A 15895-nucleotide genomic window follows, 5' to 3' on the forward strand; every position below is an offset into this window, starting at 1 on the left:
GGCGCGAGGCGCCCGGCCGCCGCGGCTCAGCGTGCAACTGTCGAGACTAAGCGTAGTCCCCCCGCGCGCGCGAACAAGACGTGACACTCACTGCAGCCTGGCCGTATCCTTAGCGTATTCCGTCCCCTCTGGGCCCCCTCCGGCCCGCCATTCAAGGAGCTCCCATGCCTGCTCGCACACGTCCCCGCCTCCCGGTGAGACTCATCACCCTTGTCATTCTTTCTCTTCTCACCCTGGGGGCTCTCTGCGCGCGCGGGGAAGGTGGGGCGACGGCGCACGCCGAGGAGGCGGGGGCGGGGGCGCAGGCGCGGGTGGCCGTCGAAATCGAGAACCCCGAGGGCCTCCTCAGCCCGGAGGACGAGGCGGACCTGCGCGCCCGCACCCCGAAGCTCCCCTTCCCCGAGGAGGTCACGCACGTCCTCTACCTCGCGCTTACCTCCGCCCACGACGACAACTTCAACAACGGCGTGGTCGCGTTCCTCAAGGCCCAGCACCCCGATGCGCTGAGCGCGGACCAGAAGAAGTTCGCGTACGGCTATCTCATCGTGGCGGTCGGCTCGGAGGACCGACAGCTGGGCGTCTACTGCGGCGATGACGTCTGCTCCGCGCTGAAGCTCACCCAGGACGGGCGGCAGCCCGCGGTCAACGGGGAGATGAGGGAGCCCATGGCCAGAAAGAACTGGTCGGCGGGGCTCTATCGCGGGGCGGAGGCAGCCGCGGACCTCGAGGGCGTCGGCGGGGCGTCGGGCGGGGAGTCGGACGGTAGCTCAGGCGGGGGCGGCTCGGTCTTTGGCGTGCTCGCGGGGGCGCTCGGCGGGACCGCGCTGATTGGCGGGCTCTTCGCGGCGCTCGCGGCCCGGTCGCGCCGCCGCTCGGGGGAGCAGCTGCGCCAGCAGTGGCTCGACGCCCGGCGCGCCTACGGGGAGATCGCCTCCGACCTCGAGGAGATCAACGTCCAAGCGCACTCCCTCACCTCCCCGCTCGCCAACGACGAGCTCCGCGCCGAGTGGGACTCCATCCGTGAGGAGTTCCTCGCGGTGCACGGGCACATCGACGCCCTCGACGGCGCCGGCCTCACCCCCGAGAGCTCTCCGCGCGCAGTGCGCGCCCACCGGAAGGAGATCACGCAGCTCCACGAGGCCGTGACGCGCATGTCCACCGCGCGCGCGAACATTGAGCGCCTCTCCTCGATGGAGCGGGGTTCGCGCGCCGCCCGCCGCGAGGAGCTCCACACCCTGCGCGAGCAGATTCTCGACGCCGGGGACACCTCCTCCGCTCGCGCGATCACGAGGCAGGCGGAGGCCCTCGCCGAGCGCAGCCGCGCCCTCGAGGAGGAGCTCGAGGGCGCGGACTTCATGGACCAGTTCGCCGCTCTCCTCCGCGACGCGACGGAACTCAACGAGCGCGTGCGCAAGGAGCTCGAGCGGCGCGACCACGTGGAGGCCGAGGAGGCCCGACGCCCGGGTCTCGGCGACCGCGACTGGCGCGTGGGCACCGGCTACTCCGGCTACGTCCCCTTCGCCCTCATGTACCAGTCGCACACGGACGCGGTCAGCGCGGCGAGCGCCGCTACGAGCGGCTCGAGCGGATCGGGCAGCTCCACCCCCGTGAACACGACCTTCAGCGGCGGCTTCTCCGGGGGCGGGGGCTCGAGCAGATTCTAGGCCGCGGCGACGGGGAGGAGGGCGCCGTCCTTCAGGCGCAGCTCCCGGTCCGCGTACTGGCAGAGGCTGCGATCGTGGGTGACGAGGATGGTGGCCATCTGGTAGCTGTCGGTGAGCTCGCGGAGGAGCTCCACAAGGACGCCCCCGAGTCCGTGCTGCACGACGCCGTCCTCGACACCGCCGCCGGCAAGCGCACCCTCTCCCCGGAGGTGGCGAATGCCCTCGCCCAGGAGGTCACGCACCCCGACGAGCAGCTCTCCGCGCGCGAGGTCGAGCTACTCACCCTCCTCGAGACGGGGGCGAGCAACCGGGAGATCGCCAGCACCCTGTTCATCTCCCTCGCGACCGTGAAGACCCACCTCATCCACATCTATCGGAAGCTCGGGGTGGACAACCGCACGGCCGCGGTCCGGGAGGCCCGGGCGCGGCGCCTCCTCCCCGGCCGCTAACGCGCGCAGAGCACCAACACACACGACCGCCACCGCCGCCCCCGCGAGCAGATCCGTCGCCCAGTGGACGCCGAGGTACAGGCGCGTCGCACACACGACGGCGGCGTTCACCCACGCTGCCACCACGAGGTCTCGACGCCCACCCCACCGCACCGTGAGCACGAGGGCGAGGGCCACCGCGGCGGTGGCGTGGCCGGAGGGGAGGGAGGCGGTGTGCTCCGCGACCAGGCGGAACTCCTCCGGGGGACGAGGCCGCTCGATGAGGCCCTTAAACAGGTGGGTGAGCCCGCAGGCGAGGGCCACCTCGAGCGCGGGCAGCAGCGGGCGGGGTGCGCGCCGCGCGAGGAGGACCACCGAGAGGAGCGCGGCATAGAGCGTGACGAGAAGCGGGCGGAAGAGCCAGGACCACGCGGCGACGACGGCGGAGAGGACGTGGCGGGGCTCGGCGGGGAGGGAGTCACGCCACCCGATCACGGCGTGCCAGATGGCGAGGTCCAGATCCATAGGTCCAGTAGAGCAGCGCGCGCGGGCGGAGGGCAAAAGCGGGCGCGCGGGGCGGGGCGGGGCGGGGCGGGAGATGGCGCGGGAGATGCTGGAAAAATCGCACCCCCTGCTCTTTTCCCAGCACCTCGCCCGCCCTCCCCGGCACGCCGCCCTCCCCTCGGGTGTACTTATGGTGGTTATGGAAACCACAGACTCTTTTGTGCTCGCGATTACCGCCTGCCCCACGGGCATCGCGCACACGTACATGGCGGCTGAGAATTTGGAGCAGGCCGCCCACGAGTTGGGGATGAAGCTCCGCGTGGAGACGCACGGTTCGATCGGCGTCGAGGGGACGTTCACCGACGAGGAGATCCGGGAGGCGGACGCGGTGCTCATCGCCGCGGACACCACCATCGATGCGTCGCGCTTCGCGGGGAAGCGCGTGCTCTCGACGGGCGTCGACGCCGCAATCAAGGACCCGGCCGGCTCTCTGCGCGCGGCGCTCTCCGCGCCGGTCGCCGCCGCATCGGCCGGCTCCCCGGCTGAGAAGGAGAGCGCCGGGGGTTCGTCGTCGTCAGTGGGGGCGACGCTCTACCGCGCGCTGATGAGCGGTGTCTCGCACATGGTGCCGTTCGTGGTGACGGGCGGTTTGCTGCTGGCGGTGGCGCTGTCGATCGGCGGCTCGCCGACGCCGGAGGGCCTCGCGATCCCGGAGGATTCCTTCTGGAAGGTCATCGAGCAGGTGGGCACTCTCGCGTTCAGCCTGATGGTGCCGGTGCTGTCGGCGTTCATCGCGCAGGCGATCGCGGACCGCCCGGGGCTCGCGCCCGGTTTCATCACGGGCCTCATCGCGGTGAATGGTTCGCTCTACGGCAGCGAGGCGGGCACCGGGTTCATCGGCGGCATCATCACGGGTGTGCTGGCCGGCTATGTGGCGCTGGGGATTCGCCGGATCCCGGTGAATAAGTATGTGGCGCCGATCTGGCCGATCATCGTCATCCCGATCCTCACGACGCTCATCGTCGGGCTGCTGTTCATTTATGTCATCGGGCATCCGGTGGCGGCCCTCTTCGAGGGGCTCACGCACGTGCTGGCGGGCCTGAGCGGCGGGTCGGCGATCCTGCTGGGCGCGATCATCGGCGCCATGATCGCCTTCGACATGGGCGGCCCCTTCAACAAGACGGCCTTCCTGTTCGGCGGCGGGCTCATCGCCGCCGGGAACCCGCACCCGATGGGGATGGCGGCCGCCGCGATCGCGGTTCCTCCGCTCGCGGTCGGCGTCGCGACCCTTCTGCGCCGCCACGCCTTCACCCGACCGGAGCGCGACTCCGGCATCGCCGCCCTGTTCATGGGCTGCTTCGGCATCACCGAGGGCGCCATCCCGCTCGCCGCGGCCCGCCCCCTGCAGGTCATCCCCGCGAACGTCCTGGGCGGCGCGGTGGCCGGCGGGCTCGCCGGCTGGTGGGGCGTCTCCGACCACGTCATGCACGGCGGGCCGATCGTCGCGGTCCTCGGCGCCGTCGACGGCACCGGCTGGTTCTTCCTCGCCCTCCTGTGCGGCGTCGCGGTGACGGCGGGCATCATCATCGCCTTCGCCCGGCCGCCCGCCCCCGCGCGCGCGGAGAGCCCGGAGGCCCCCTCGCTCCTCTCCGAGGAGACCGTCCTCCTCGACGTCCCCCTCACTGACCGCGACGCCGCCATCCGCGCCCTCGTCCGCCGCGCCGCCGACGCCGGCCGCGTCACCGACGTGGACGCCGTCGTGGCCGCCGCACTCGCCCGCGAGGAGAAGGGCACGACGGCTGTCGGCTCGGAGGTCGCCATCCCGCACGCCCGCTGTGCGGGGGTCGCGGAGCCGGTGATCGTCTTCGCGCGCGCGGAGAAGCCCGGCGTGGACTGGTCCGCCCCCGACTCCCACCCGGCGCGTCTCCTCTTCCTCATCGCCGTGCCGGAGGAGGCCGGGAGCCAGCACCTGAAGATTCTCGCGCAGCTGGCCCGGGGCCTCGCGCGCGGGGACCTGCGGGAGAGGCTCCTCGCGGCCGGCTCCCCGGCCGAGGCGGCGGAGATCATCCGCGGCGTGGCGGTGCCCGCATGATGGGCGCTCGGGGGACCGGAGGGGATTTCCGCCTGCGCAATGCGTGGGTGATCGCGGGCTGTTACGCGCTCAGCGCGGTGGTGGTGTTCGTGGTGGGGGTCGCGGGCGGTGCGGTGGCGCCGTCGGCCGCGAGCACGCTGGTGTTGGTGCTGGTCGCGGCCCACGGGGCGGTGATGCTCGCGCTCACGGTGGGGTTTCTGCGGTATTGGGATGTCGGGTGGTTGGAGCTCGGGGTTCGACGGCCCACCTCCCGGCTGTGGCACGTGGTGTGGCAGGTGCCCTTGGTGTTGGTGGGGCTGGTGGTGCTGCAGGAGCTGACGTTCTCCGTCTTCCACCTCGGAGGGGTCGACGACCCCACCCAGGCGACCTCCCACCTTGGCGCCGCGGGCAGCGGGACCCAGGCGGTGGCGTCGGTGCTGGGGATTGTGATTCTGGCCCCGCTCTGGGAGGAGCTCTTCTTCCGGGGCTACCTGCAGGAGGCGTTGCGTCGTCGATGGAATACGCCGGTGGCGATCATCGTGAGCGGCCTCGCGTTCGGGCTCGTCCACCTCACGCCGCTGCTCGCCATTTACCACTGTGCGCTCGGCATGGTGCTGGGATGGCTGCGGAGCTTCCACGGGAATGTGTGGGCCGGGCTGATCCTCCACATGGTGGTGAACGGCCTGGTCACGGCGGCGACGCTCGCCGCGTAGCGCCGCTCAGAGCAGCAGCACGAAGGTGCCCGCCGTGATGAGCCCGCCGCCTAGCAGCACGGTCCAACTGGCCTTCTCCCCGAGGACGATGAAGGCCAGCACGATCGTGATGACCACGGAGAACTTGTCGATGGGCGCCACCTTCGAGGCATCACCCAGCTTGAGCGCGCCGAAGTAGCACAGCCAGGAGGCGCCCGTCGCGAGCCCCGAGAGCAGCAAGAAGAGCCACGACTTCCCGCTGATGTCGGGGATCCCGCGCCACGCGCCCGTCCCCCACACGATGCCCCACGCCATGACGATGATGACGACGCAGCGGATGGCGGTCGCGAGGTTGGAGTCCACCTCCTCGATGCCGATCTTCGCAAAAATCGAGGTGAGCGCCGCGAACACGGCAGCGCCCAGCGCCAACACGACCCACATTCTGTGCCTCCCCATGCTTATCCGCGGCTGACGTCGTCGAGGTCAATCCAGAGCATCCGCTCCTGCCGCTTCTCCGCGCGCAGGGCCTCCTCGCGCCGGCGCTCCCGCAGCGGCCCGGGAGCGGCGACCGCCTCGTGGAGCGCGGGGGCGTCGAGGCCCGTGAGTGCCTCGACGCGCGACTGCTCGACGGCCTCATCGCGGGACGTTGCGCCCAGGGCGCGCAGTGCGGCGGCCACGAGGTCGGCCGGCTCGGTGGACTCGGGGCGGTCGAGGGAGGGGGCGGGGATCGGCGGATAGAGGCGCCGCACCGCGAGCGGCAGCGCGACCACGACGATGAGGGCAGCGCCCAGCACGGCGAAAACACCAGGCAGATCCGCGATCACCTGCACCACGGGGAAAAGCATCACGATGACGATCATCCCCGTGCTCCTCGCCGAGGCGCTGGGGTTCTGGTGGAGGCGCTTCCCGAGGGCCCTCATCACCAGCCAGACCAGCGCCACAATCACGACTGCCAGCACAATCTTCACACCCCACGAGGCGAGATGCGGCAGCGCCACCACGTAGAGGTAGAGGAGCACGAGAGCCACGTCGACTATCGCGCGCGAAACCGGGGAGTTGAGAGTGGACCGGCAGCGGGAACTAATCTCCGCGGCAGTCGGGGGCGCCAGGGTCGTCATGGGTGGGCTCGTCCTCCGTGTGCTTAGGTGCTTTTGACAATCGATGAGGTCATGCTATCACCCCGGATACGAAAGAGCCGGCCAGAAGCCGGCTCTACGGGAGGGGAAGGGGGTGCTAGTCAGCGTGGGCGCGGGCGCGCGGGCGCTCGTGGGCTCTCCGCGCGCGGAAATGCTGATAGATCCCGTCGCCCAGGAGGAAGATCACGAGGGTGATCCCGAACAGCGGCGCGATGAGCGAGTAGATCACGCACAGCACGATGAGCATCGGCGGGACGCGACCCCAACCGACCGGCCGGGGCAGGCTCCCCGCGCGGTAGGCGTGCCGGTTGCGGGCGAACCACATGAGCCAGCCCCACACGATCATGGCGCCAAGTCCCAGCGCCAGCAGCGCGAGCAGCAGCTGGTTCACCCAGCCGAACAGGATGCCCATGTGAGCGTTGATCAGCCACTCGGCCATCTTGGCCATGATGGGCCAGTCGGACCAGCGGACCTCGTCGACCACCGACCCGGTGGCGCCATCGACGGTGATCGTGTTCATGTCGGTCCGCCACTCCTGGCGGGCCTCCTTCACCGTCCAGGCTTCGCCCTCGCCCTCGGGCGGGGTGAGGATGAGCTTGCCGTCGAGTCCCTCCGCGCGCGCGGTGTCGAGGACGCGGTCGGCCTGCTCCCAGGCGGGGGAGGCGGGGGAGGCGCCGTCGGCGGCGGGGGCGGCCGGGGATGCCGGGGCGGAGATGGTGGTCTCCGGCTTCGGGGCGATCCAGTTGAGGTGCTCGCGGGCGGTGGCGATGTTCGCCCCCGCCACCGACGACCACGTCAGCCCGGTTGCGGTGAGGAAGAGCAGCCCCAGCGCGACGACCACCCCGACCCACGCGTGGTTCCGCATGAGGCGGCCGCGGCGGGTCGTGGAGTGGTTGCGCTTGCGCCGGCAGCGGTCCCACCAGAGCCACAGCCCGCCGATCGTCAGCGCGCCCATCCAGCTGGCCGCGGCCTCGCTGTAGAGGCGGCCAGGCTCACCGAGCCACAGCCGGCGGTGCCCCTCCGACAGCCACGCGCGGAACGGCAGGGCGTCCGAGGAGCCGTACTGGACCTCGTCGCCGCGCACGGAGCCATCGCCCGGGTCGACGAACACCGCGTGCTTATACGACTTGCTGATCAGCGAGGGGTCGTTGAAGAGGACGCGCGTGGTGTGGGCCGCGTCGCCGGCGACCTCCACCGCGTCGGCCTCATCCCCCGGGCGCGCCTTCTCCGCGGCGCGCACCTGGTCTGCGATGGGCAGCGGCGCCACGCCCTGCGCCGCCACCGGCGCGGACATCTGCTCGTGGTAGACGGCCTTCTCCAACGAGGGTGCGAGCGCGTAGAGGAAACCCGTCAGGGTTGCGACGAACAGCAAGGGCGCGATGAAGATCCCCGCGATGACGTGGATCCTGTGCATGGTCGCGCGCCAGGACGGGGCGCCGCCCCGGCGCGGGGGCTGGTCTGTTTCTGGTTGAATCTCGGAAGATTCCGGGCTGATGACACTCATGTCCCAGTGGTCGGAACGATAGTGAGAAAAGTTCCGCAATATTTATAGATTTCTTCCCTTAGGATTTGTTGCTACAGTGACCACTGATAAGTGTGTGGCACAAGTGGAAGAAGTGACATATGGGCATGATGGACAAGAAGCTCCACTCTCAACTCTCGCGGCGGTCCCTTCTCCGCGCGGGGGCGACGATCGCGGCGGCCGGCGCCGTGGGCGCGACGGGGATTGCGCGCGCGGAGGAAGCCGGGCGCCCCGTCCTCGGGACGGTGCTGGACTACGCGACGGGCGTCCCGAGCGCCGCCGCCGTGAAGCAGGCGGGCCACCTGGGCGCGGTGCGCTACGTGACGCGGCCGCTGCCGGGCAACGAGTCCTGGGTGCTGGGGAAGCCGGTCAAGCTCAAGGAGACGGCGGACTTCGCCGCGCACGGGTTGAAGGTCGCGAGCGTCTACGAGTCCAACGCGGGCGAGAAGGCCGACTGGGCGCAGGGCATGGCGGGCGCAGCCAAGCACGTCCCGCAGGCCGTCGAGCTCCACCTCGCTGCGGGCGGGCCCACGGGGCGGCCGATCTACGTCGGCATCGATGACAACCCCACCCAGGAGCAGTACACCTCGCAGATCCGTCCGTACCTCACGACGTTCGGGAAGGCCCTCGAGGCCGTGGGGCTGCAGCTCGGGGTGTACGCCAACTACCCGACAATCGAGTGGGTCCTCGCCGACGGCCTGTGCGAGTTCTTCTGGCAGCACGACTGGGGCTCCGGCGGCCGCATCCACCCGAAGGCCCAGATCCACCAGGTGGGCGGGTGGCAGACGACGGTGGACGGGGTGACCGTCGACATCAACAACGTCTACGCCGAGGACTGGGGCCAGTGGACCCCGGGCGGCGACATCGTGAGCGGGCTGCTGGGCAAGTAAGAGGCCGCGCAGCCGCCCGCAGGAGCTGGGAAAAGAGCACCCCCTGCACTTTTCCCAGCTTTTGCGCGCGGCGAACCTGCTAGCGTGTGCTCATGACTCAGAAGGGGGCCCTGAGGATTATCGGGGATATTGCGTCAGTGCAGTGGGGACTCATCACCGCTGCCCAAGCCCGCGCCCGCGGCATCGAGGGGTACACGCTCCAGCGGCTCACCGCGCGCGGAGTGCTCCATCGGGTACGGCACGGGGTGTACGCGATCGTCGGCACACCCGACGACGACGCCCGCCGCATCCGCGCCGAGTGGCTCGCCGTCGCGGGCGGGGAGGAGCCCGGGGCGCCGTGGCGGGCGGACACGGTGGCGGCGGTGGTGGGGTGGGAGTCGGCGGCGGTGATGCACAACATCGGGGCGATGCCCCTGCGCGCGGTGACGCTCTACGTCCGGCGTCGGCGGCAAAGCAGCCGGGCGGGGGTGAAGTTCCGGACGGCGCCGCTCGCGCGCGCAGAGATCTGTGACATCGACGGCCTGCCCGTCACCACCGCTCTGCGCACGCTCAGCGATCTGTGGAATCCCCGGGTCGTGCCGAGACAGTTCACCAACATGTTCCTCGACGCGGAGGCCCAGGGTCTGCTCACCGTGGAGGATCTCGGGGCGGTGTTGGGCATCGACCCCGAGCTACTGCTGTAAAAAGAGCACCCCCTGCTCTTTTCCCAGCATCAACGGCCGTGTGCGCGGGGGCTCCGGCGCGACAGCTCGCCGCCCTCTCCGCCCTCGCCGTGCTCCTCTTTGAACTTCTCCGACTTCGAGTGATTCCTCAGCGCCATCACCCCCGCGACCACCCCAAGGAGGAGCGGCAGCCAGATCTTTTCGTACTCAAACAGCCACTCCACCCACCACGGCATGGCCGGGAGGGTGGGCGCGGGGATCGTCGGAACCCAGATGTCCACCTGCGGGAGGACGGGCAGCCAGATCTCGGGCGGGGCGGGGATGTCGGGGAAGTCGGGCAGGTCAGGGAGCCAGCGCTCCAGCCACTCCAGGATGCGGCGGACAAACGGCCCGAGCAGCAGCACCGCCACCGCCCACCCGCTGCGCCGCAGCCCCGAGAGCATGGGGAAGCCCACGCGCGCGAGGGCGGATGACTGCCGACGCCGCCAATGCCGCTCCCCCAGGCTCCCCGCCGGCGGCTCCCACTCCACGGTGTCTTTGCCCTCGCGGAAGCGGACCTCGAGGAGGCGGTGGTCCCAGCTGCGCTCGACCACGCAGCCGCGCTGCCCGAGAAGGGGAGTCTCGGAGGTGAACTCGTCGAGGGGTTGCGGGGTGAGCGGGAGGCTGCGCCGGGGGACGTCGTCCATGCGCGCGATGGGCTGGCCCTCGTGGAGGACCTGGACGCGCAGGTGCGGGTTGGCGCGCCAGTGGCGGAAGCGCGCGCGGAGGGAGGCGTCGGCGGGTGGGAGGCCCGGCTCCGCGGGGGCGTCGTCCTCGCCCGGCCACTCCGGGTGGAGGGCGCGGAACTCGGCGTCGTAGCCGCACTGCAGTTCGTAGAGTCCGTGCTCGGGGTGGTGGAAGGACCACGTTTCCATCAGCGGTCCCCCAGCTTTCCGCCCAGCAGTGCGAGCCCGAGCACCGGGAAAGCGTAGAGGGCGGCGCCCTCCGGGTAGTAGAGGGCCGCGCTGAGCCAGAAGACCAGCGCCATCATGGAGGGGAAGCTCCAGGTGAAGCGGAACTGGCGGGCGTCGAGCCACCCCCATGCGAGGGCGCCCAGGAGCATCGCGGCGAGGATGGTCCAGCCCGCCGTCGCGCGCGCGAAGAAAGCGTGGCAGAGGAGGGGCAGCACAAGGACGTAGAGGGCCATCGCGGGTGGGAGCCACCATTGCCTCGGGGTGCGGTCGGCGCGGTCGGCGCTCTCGCTCGGGGATGCCATGAAAGCAATGCTAATGAACCCCCGCCCCGAAATAAACCGTGAATTGCTTTCCTTTTGAGTATGGCTATCCTTAAATCATGAGTGTGAGTCCCGATTCCCGTTCGGCACAGCAATCGCCCCTCGGCGCCGCGCCCGCCGAGGCCCCCGGCTCCCCTCCCGCGCAGGAGGAGATGAGCACGGACTGGGCGGCGCTGGGTCGGATTCTTCAGCCGGTGCGCTCGCAGATGATTCTCGCGTTCGCCCTCGTGTTTGTGAGTTCCGCGATTCGGCTGCTGCCGGTCGTCGCGATCTCGGAGATCGCCCTCCACTACGGGGAGCTCAGCACCCGGGGGGTGTACGGGTGGGTGATCGCCGCCGCGGTGGGGCTGGTTCTCGGGCAGCTCGTGTACATGATGGTGACCGGGTGGTGCCACAGAATCGAGGCGCAGTTTCGGGGGGCTCTCCGCGCGCGGGTGATTCGTCACCTGTCGCGGGTGCCGCTCGGCTGGTTCTCGTCGACAAACTCCGGCACCGTGAAGAAGACGGTCTCGGAGGATGTGGCGACCCTGCACGCCATCGTCGCGCACTCCCCGAGCGACGCCGCCTCCGCGCTGGCCCTCCCCGTCACGAGCATCGTGCTCCTGTTCTGGTATGACTGGCGCTTCGCGATCGGGATCCTGCTGTGGCTCGTGCTCGTGCTCGGGGTGTTCAAGCTGCTCAGCTCCTCCTCCATGCGCGAGGCGACGGAGCAGTACATGACCGCGCAGTCGCGGATGTCGCAGGCGCTCATCGAGCTCGTCCAGGGCATCGCGGTGGTGAAGAACTTTGGGGTCACCTCCTCGACGGGCGTCTTCTCCCGCTATGAGTCCACGCTGAAGCACTTCCTCACCTGGACGCGCCGGTGGATGCTGACCACCGGCCGCCCGCAGAGCACCATGCTCGCGCTCTTCTTCCCCACCGGGATGCTCGCGCCGGTGGTGGGGCTCGCCTGGGCACTGTCCGCGTGGGGCGGGAACGAGCCGACCCGCCTCGTGCCGCTCATCGTCATCGGGTTGGGGCTGACGACGGGGATCATCACCCTCGTCCCACTGGCCGGCCTCATCGCGCAGGGCGGGGAGGCTGCAAAACGCCTCGACGAGGTCCTGCAGTCCCCCGCCCTGGAGGTCTCCGACACCCCCGTCGCCCTCCCCGACGGCCCCCTCGACATCCGCTTCGAGAACGTGACCTTCGGTTATCACCCCGAGCACCCCGTCATCCGGGACCTCAGCGTGGAGATCCCGGCCGGCAGCGTCACGGCGCTCGTCGGCCCCTCCGGCTCGGGGAAGTCCACGCTGACGCGCCTGGTGGCGCGCTTCTACGACCCCCAGCAGGGGCGCGTCCTGCTGGGAGGCGTCGACGTCCGGGAGGCCGATGACACGGACGTGCTCGCGCACCTCGCGATCGTGGAGCAGAGCATCGGCGTCATCCACGGCACGGCGCGGGAGAACATCGCCCTCGGACTGCCCGACGCCAGCGAAGCCGACATCATCCGCGCCGCCCAGGCCGCCCGCATCCACGAGCGCATCCTCGCCCTCCCGGAGGGCTATGACACGATGCTCGGCGAGGGCGGCGCCTACCTCTCCGGCGGCGAGCGCCAGCGCATCACCCTGGCCCGTGCCTTCCTGCGCGACGCCCCGGTGCTCCTCCTCGACGAGGCCACCGCCTACGCCGACCCCCACTCCGAGCGCGACATCCAGCTCGCCCTCGCCGACCTCGCGCGCGGCCGCACCGTCCTCGTCATCGCGCACCGCCTGAGCACCGTCACGGGCGTGGACCGCATCCTCGTGATCGACGACGGCCGCATCGCCGAATCCGGCACCCACGACGAACTCCTCGCCGCCGGCGGCCTGTACTCCACCCTCTGGGAGGCCCAGCAATGATGACCTTTATCCGCACCTACGAAGCCCTCTTCACCCGCCCGACCCGGCTGCGCTCGCTCCTCGGCTGGTACACCCTCTCGGCGGTCCTCCAGGGCGTCGCCTACATCCTGTTCATCCCAGTCCTGCGGAGCCTCTTCGCCGGCGAGGGCGTGGCCCTGTGGTTCCTCCTCATGCTGCTCGTCGCCATCGGCGCGCTCGTCCTCTTCACGCTCACCATCCGCTCCTCCTACATGCTCTACCTCGATGACCTCCTCGACCTTACGGAGGCCATCGGGGACCGCACGGTCCAGCTGCCCCTCGGATGGTTCGACGACCGCAGCACCTCCCGCATCAACCAGGCGGTCCTCGCGGACATGGACATGCTGGGACGGGTGCCGCCGATCATCGCGCCGAACATCATCAACGCGACGGTGATCCCCCTCATCATCACCATCACCATGTTCTTCTTCGATTGGCGGATGGGCCTCGCCCTCGCCATCGCGATCCCGATCCTCGTCATCCTCGTCCGCTGGCTGGGCCGCGTTTCCCGCGTCGCGGCCGCCCGCGAGACCGATGCCCTCGAGGCCGTCGGCGCGCGCGTCCTCGAGTTCGCCTCCCTGCAGTCGGTTCTCCGCGCGGGCGGAGGAAGCCGCGGCACGGACACGGTGCTCGCCTCCATCGAGGAGGCCGCGACGGAAAACCAGGCCTCCCTCGACCACCGCGGCCGGCCCATCAACCTCTCCTTCATCGTCACCCACGCGGCCCTCGTCCTCGCGCTGGTCCTCGGGGTGCACGCCGCGCTCGGCGGCGAGCTGGAATGGCCGATCTTCCTCGCCCTCGCGATGTTCTGTCTCCTCCTCGCGCAGCCCCTCGCCCTCCTGCCGCCACACATTTCCGGCATGAGCGACGCCCAACGCTCCGTCGACCGCGTCGGCTCCATCCTCCACGCCCCGGTCCTCCCCGAGCCGGCCACCCCCGCCGAGCCCGAGGGCTACGACATCGCCCTCCACGACGTGAGCTTCGGGTACGACGACGCCCACCCCGTTCTCCAGCACCTCAACCTCGAGTTCCCGCAGAACAGCGTCACGGCCCTCGTCGGCCCCTCTGGCTGCGGAAAGTCAACGATCCTGTCGCTCATCGCGCGCTTCTACGACGTGGACGGCGGGGCCATCACGGTCGGCGGGCGGGACATCCGGGAGATCGGCACCGCCCGGCTCATGCGGGACACCGCGATGGTCTTCCAGGACGTCTACCTCTTCGAGGGCAGCATCGCGGAGAACGTGCGGCTCGGGCGCCCCGAGGCCACCCAGGAGGAGCTCGAGGCCGCCGCCCGGCGCGCTCGCCTCGACGAGGTCATCAAACGGCTCCCCGAGGGCTGGGACACGCCCGTCGGCGAGGGCGGCAACCAGCTCTCCGGCGGGGAGAAGCAGCGCGTGGCGATCGCGCGGGCCTTCCTCAAGGACAGCCCGATCCTCCTGCTCGACGAGGTGACCTCCTCCCTCGACGGCGCCAACGAAGCGGCCGTGAGCTCCGCGATCCGCGAACTCGCTGAGGGCCGCACCACCATCATGATCGCCCACCGGCTCTCCACGGTCACGCACGCGACGAGCATCGTCGTCTTCAGCGAGACGGGGCGCATCGAGGACCGCGGCACCCACGAGGAGCTCAGCGCCCGCTCCGGGACGTACAGCCAGTTCATCGCCGAGCAGCGCGCCGGCGCGAACTGGAAGCTGGCCTAACCCCCTAGCCGCGTCCCCGCGCGGGGGTTAGGATGAGGCCCCATGAAGACCTTCGCCCGCGGACGGGCCCTCAGGCTTGTGGGCGGCGTGGCCGGCATGGCCGCCGGGCTCCTCGCCCTCAGCGGGTGCAGCGAAGAGCACGCCGCTGACCCCCAGTGGACCGTCCTCCAACAGATCGAGGGCCCCCGCGGCGAGGACCTCCCCCTGCGCTCCGGCCGGGCCGACGCCGAGAGCGACGGCCACGGCTTTGGACGTCGGCACATCCAGGAGGACCAGGGCTACGTTCCCTCCGCCGCGGACATGCACACCGTGCTCACCCAGGCCCCCGAATGCCGGGAGGGGCTCGACCCGGCCGGCGCGGACACGACGTGCGCCGCGGAGATCGGGGGGAAGAGGCTCGTCGTTGTGGCGACGACCCGGATCGCCCCCGAGAGCGGCGACAACCGGCCCATCGGGATCATCGCCGCCTACTACGAGGGGGCGGGGTCCTAGGCGTCGAGGGTCGCGCCCCCGTCCACGCGCAGGTCGTGCATGGTGATGTGGCGCGCCGCCGGCGAGGCCAACCACAGGCACGCCGCCGCGATGTCCGCCGGCTCCGCCACCCGACCAAGCGGGATCCCCAGCCGGAAGCGCTCCGGCGCCCCCGCGATCACCCCGCGCAGCTGCTCCCGCGGCTCGCTGCCCTCCGGCCACATGCCCTGGAGCATCGGGGTGTTCGTCGAGCCCGGGGAGACCACGTTGACGCGCACGCCGTGCGGGGCGCACTCGAGGCCCAGCGTCTTCGCCCAGGAGGTGGCCGCCGCCTTCGACGCCCCATAGGCCGCCATCCCGGCGCGCGGCACCGCCGCCGAGTTGGAGGACACCACCACGATCGCCCCCTCCCCGCGCGCGACCATCTCCTGCGCCACCCGCGAGCACACCGTCACCACCCCGCCGAGGTTCACGCCGACGCACCGCTCGAGCGCCGCCGCGTCCGGGTGGAGGGCGCTGTCCTCGGCGAGGGTGCCCGCGACGTGAATGAGCCGGTCCACGGGGCCGCGCTCCCCCACCGCGCGCGCGAGGGCCTCCGCCACGCACTGCGGGTCCGTGACGTCGACCTCCGGCAGGTCCCAGGCGGTGACGCGCTCTTCCCCGGCGGCGCGGAGCTGCTCGAGGACCGCGGAGCCGACGCCACCGCGCGCCCCGGTGACCAGGTAGTGGAGGCTCATCGGGCGGCCTCCTCGTCGAGCAGGTCCTCCCACGCGGAGAGGGAGGTGTCCTCGATGAGGTCGGCGTAGTCGAGGTCGACGCCGTGACCGCGGAGGAAGCGGAGCACCTCGCTGAGGCGGACGGAGTCGAGGCCCTGGTCCATGAGTTCCTCGTCGGGGTCAATCTCCTCGGGGGAGATCTCGAGCAGTTCTGCCACGCGCGCGCGGAGAGCCGTCATGAGCATAGTGGATAGTCACCTTTCGTCTC

At 70.8% G+C, this 15895-nt stretch carries 16 protein-coding genes and 2 pseudogenes; 9 read left to right on the forward strand and 9 right to left on the reverse strand.

The window, feature by feature from the left end:
- Nucleotides 1–164: 164 nt before the first annotated feature.
- Nucleotides 165–1664, forward strand: coding sequence for a DUF5129 domain-containing protein (locus tag L1O03_RS09160; RefSeq protein WP_236119477.1), 1500 nt, complete (start codon nucleotides 165–167; stop codon nucleotides 1662–1664).
- On the opposite strand, the gene L1O03_RS09165 is transcribed toward L1O03_RS09160, so the two are convergent.
- Nucleotides 1661–1906 (reverse strand): hypothetical protein, encoded by a 246-nt coding sequence (locus L1O03_RS09165; protein ID WP_236119547.1) that lies wholly within the window; start codon nucleotides 1904–1906, stop codon nucleotides 1661–1663. The genes L1O03_RS09160 and L1O03_RS09165 overlap by 4 nt on opposite strands.
- Between L1O03_RS09165 and L1O03_RS09170 the strand changes: the two are divergent.
- Nucleotides 1793–2113: pseudogene (locus L1O03_RS09170) on the forward strand (response regulator transcription factor); the annotation flags it as partial. The gene L1O03_RS09165 and the pseudogene L1O03_RS09170 overlap by 114 nt on opposite strands.
- 18 nt (nucleotides 2114–2131) lie before the next feature.
- On the opposite strand, the pseudogene L1O03_RS09175 reads toward L1O03_RS09170, so the two are convergent.
- A pseudogene (locus L1O03_RS09175) lies at nucleotides 2132–2863 on the reverse strand (phosphatase PAP2 family protein); the annotation flags it as partial.
- On the opposite strand from L1O03_RS09175, the gene L1O03_RS09180 reads away from it, so the two are divergent.
- Nucleotides 2787–4688, forward strand: coding sequence for a fructose-specific PTS transporter subunit EIIC (locus tag L1O03_RS09180; RefSeq protein WP_476695961.1), 1902 nt, complete (start codon nucleotides 2787–2789; stop codon nucleotides 4686–4688). The pseudogene L1O03_RS09175 and the gene L1O03_RS09180 sit on opposite strands and share 77 nt — an antisense overlap.
- The gene (locus L1O03_RS09185) at nucleotides 4685–5380 is read left to right on the forward strand and encodes a CPBP family intramembrane glutamic endopeptidase (RefSeq protein ID WP_236119479.1); all 696 of its coding nucleotides are present in this window, start codon (nucleotides 4685–4687) and stop codon (nucleotides 5378–5380) included. The genes L1O03_RS09180 and L1O03_RS09185 overlap by 4 nt, the downstream gene beginning before the upstream one ends.
- Nucleotides 5381–5386: 6 nt before the next feature.
- On the opposite strand, the gene L1O03_RS09190 is transcribed toward L1O03_RS09185, so the two are convergent.
- From L1O03_RS09190 to L1O03_RS09200, 3 genes are all read right to left on the reverse strand, one after another.
- Nucleotides 5387–5800: an EamA family transporter gene (locus L1O03_RS09190; protein WP_236119480.1), complete on the reverse strand. Its 414-nt coding sequence runs from the start codon at nucleotides 5798–5800 to the stop codon at nucleotides 5387–5389.
- Nucleotides 5801–5817: 17 nt separating this feature from the next.
- A complete protein-coding gene (locus L1O03_RS09195) occupies nucleotides 5818–6387 on the reverse strand; it encodes a hypothetical protein (RefSeq protein ID WP_236119481.1) in 570 nt (189 codons plus the stop codon).
- 205 nt (nucleotides 6388–6592) lie between these two features.
- Nucleotides 6593–7909, reverse strand: coding sequence for a PepSY-associated TM helix domain-containing protein (locus L1O03_RS09200; RefSeq protein ID WP_236119482.1), 1317 nt, complete (start codon nucleotides 7907–7909; stop codon nucleotides 6593–6595).
- A gap of 215 nt (nucleotides 7910–8124) precedes the next feature.
- On the opposite strand from L1O03_RS09200, the gene L1O03_RS09205 reads away from it, so the two are divergent.
- Together L1O03_RS09205 and L1O03_RS09210 are read left to right on the forward strand one after the other, a co-directional pair.
- The gene (locus L1O03_RS09205) at nucleotides 8125–8907 is read left to right on the forward strand and encodes a DUF1906 domain-containing protein (RefSeq protein WP_236119483.1); all 783 of its coding nucleotides are present in this window, start codon (nucleotides 8125–8127) and stop codon (nucleotides 8905–8907) included.
- A gap of 92 nt (nucleotides 8908–8999) precedes the next feature.
- On the forward strand, nucleotides 9000–9590 hold the full coding sequence (locus L1O03_RS09210) for a type IV toxin-antitoxin system AbiEi family antitoxin domain-containing protein (RefSeq protein ID WP_236119484.1): 591 nt from the start codon (nucleotides 9000–9002) through the stop codon (nucleotides 9588–9590).
- A gap of 29 nt (nucleotides 9591–9619) precedes the next feature.
- Here L1O03_RS09210 and L1O03_RS09215 read toward each other — a convergent pair whose 3' ends face one another.
- Together L1O03_RS09215 and L1O03_RS09220 are read right to left on the reverse strand one after the other, a co-directional pair.
- Entirely contained in the window at nucleotides 9620–10483 is an 864-nt protein-coding gene (locus L1O03_RS09215; protein ID WP_236119485.1) for a hypothetical protein, read from the reverse strand.
- Nucleotides 10483–10824 (reverse strand): hypothetical protein, encoded by a 342-nt coding sequence (locus L1O03_RS09220; RefSeq protein WP_236119486.1) that lies wholly within the window; start codon nucleotides 10822–10824, stop codon nucleotides 10483–10485. The genes L1O03_RS09215 and L1O03_RS09220 overlap by 1 nt, the downstream gene beginning before the upstream one ends.
- Nucleotides 10825–10901: 77 nt before the next feature.
- Between L1O03_RS09220 and L1O03_RS09225 the strand changes: the two genes are divergently transcribed.
- From L1O03_RS09225 to L1O03_RS09235, 3 genes are read left to right on the forward strand one after another with little or no spacing between them, the layout of a single operon-like run.
- A complete protein-coding gene (locus tag L1O03_RS09225; RefSeq protein WP_236119487.1) occupies nucleotides 10902–12722 on the forward strand; it encodes an ABC transporter ATP-binding protein in 1821 nt (606 codons plus the stop codon).
- Nucleotides 12719–14440, forward strand: coding sequence for an ABC transporter ATP-binding protein (locus L1O03_RS09230; protein ID WP_236119488.1), 1722 nt, complete (start codon nucleotides 12719–12721; stop codon nucleotides 14438–14440). The genes L1O03_RS09225 and L1O03_RS09230 overlap by 4 nt, the downstream gene beginning before the upstream one ends.
- Before the next feature lie 42 nt (nucleotides 14441–14482).
- On the forward strand, nucleotides 14483–14932 hold the full coding sequence (locus L1O03_RS09235; protein WP_236119489.1) for a hypothetical protein: 450 nt from the start codon (nucleotides 14483–14485) through the stop codon (nucleotides 14930–14932).
- On the opposite strand, the gene L1O03_RS09240 is transcribed toward L1O03_RS09235, so the two are convergent.
- Nucleotides 14929–15648, reverse strand: a complete 720-nt coding sequence (locus tag L1O03_RS09240) for an SDR family oxidoreductase (protein WP_236119490.1) — start codon at nucleotides 15646–15648, stop codon at nucleotides 14929–14931. The genes L1O03_RS09235 and L1O03_RS09240 overlap by 4 nt on opposite strands.
- Nucleotides 15645–15866 (reverse strand): phosphopantetheine-binding protein, encoded by a 222-nt coding sequence (locus L1O03_RS09245; protein ID WP_236119491.1) that lies wholly within the window; start codon nucleotides 15864–15866, stop codon nucleotides 15645–15647. Before L1O03_RS09245 ends, L1O03_RS09240 begins: the two co-directional genes overlap by 4 nt.
- Between the last annotated feature and the right edge of the window lie 29 nt (nucleotides 15867–15895).

This window comes from Corynebacterium uropygiale, from assembly GCF_021568315.1.
Taxonomy (GTDB): domain Bacteria; phylum Actinomycetota; class Actinomycetes; order Mycobacteriales; family Mycobacteriaceae; genus Corynebacterium; species Corynebacterium uropygiale.

Bases quoted from the DNA above. Each gene is read 5' to 3' on its own strand.
- L1O03_RS09160 (WP_236119477.1), top strand. From the start codon at position 165: ATGCCTGCTCGCACACGTCCCCGCCTCCCGGTGAGACTCATCACCCTT.
- L1O03_RS09180 (WP_476695961.1), top strand. From the start codon at position 2,787: ATGGTGGTTATGGAAACCACAGACTCTTTTGTGCTCGCGATTACCGCC.
- L1O03_RS09185 (WP_236119479.1), top strand. From the start codon at position 4,685: ATGATGGGCGCTCGGGGGACCGGAGGGGATTTCCGCCTGCGCAATGCG.
- L1O03_RS09190 (WP_236119480.1), bottom strand. From the start codon at position 5,800: ATGTGGGTCGTGTTGGCGCTGGGCGCTGCCGTGTTCGCGGCGCTCACC.
- L1O03_RS09200 (WP_236119482.1), bottom strand. From the start codon at position 7,909: ATGCACAGGATCCACGTCATCGCGGGGATCTTCATCGCGCCCTTGCTG.
- L1O03_RS09205 (WP_236119483.1), top strand. From the start codon at position 8,125: ATGATGGACAAGAAGCTCCACTCTCAACTCTCGCGGCGGTCCCTTCTC.
- L1O03_RS09210 (WP_236119484.1), top strand. From the start codon at position 9,000: ATGACTCAGAAGGGGGCCCTGAGGATTATCGGGGATATTGCGTCAGTG.
- L1O03_RS09215 (WP_236119485.1), bottom strand. From the start codon at position 10,483: ATGGAAACGTGGTCCTTCCACCACCCCGAGCACGGACTCTACGAACTG.
- L1O03_RS09220 (WP_236119486.1), bottom strand. From the start codon at position 10,824: ATGGCATCCCCGAGCGAGAGCGCCGACCGCGCCGACCGCACCCCGAGG.
- L1O03_RS09225 (WP_236119487.1), top strand. From the start codon at position 10,902: ATGAGTGTGAGTCCCGATTCCCGTTCGGCACAGCAATCGCCCCTCGGC.
- L1O03_RS09230 (WP_236119488.1), top strand. From the start codon at position 12,719: ATGATGACCTTTATCCGCACCTACGAAGCCCTCTTCACCCGCCCGACC.
- L1O03_RS09235 (WP_236119489.1), top strand. From the start codon at position 14,483: ATGAAGACCTTCGCCCGCGGACGGGCCCTCAGGCTTGTGGGCGGCGTG.
- L1O03_RS09240 (WP_236119490.1), bottom strand. From the start codon at position 15,648: ATGAGCCTCCACTACCTGGTCACCGGGGCGCGCGGTGGCGTCGGCTCC.
- L1O03_RS09245 (WP_236119491.1), bottom strand. From the start codon at position 15,866: ATGACGGCTCTCCGCGCGCGCGTGGCAGAACTGCTCGAGATCTCCCCC.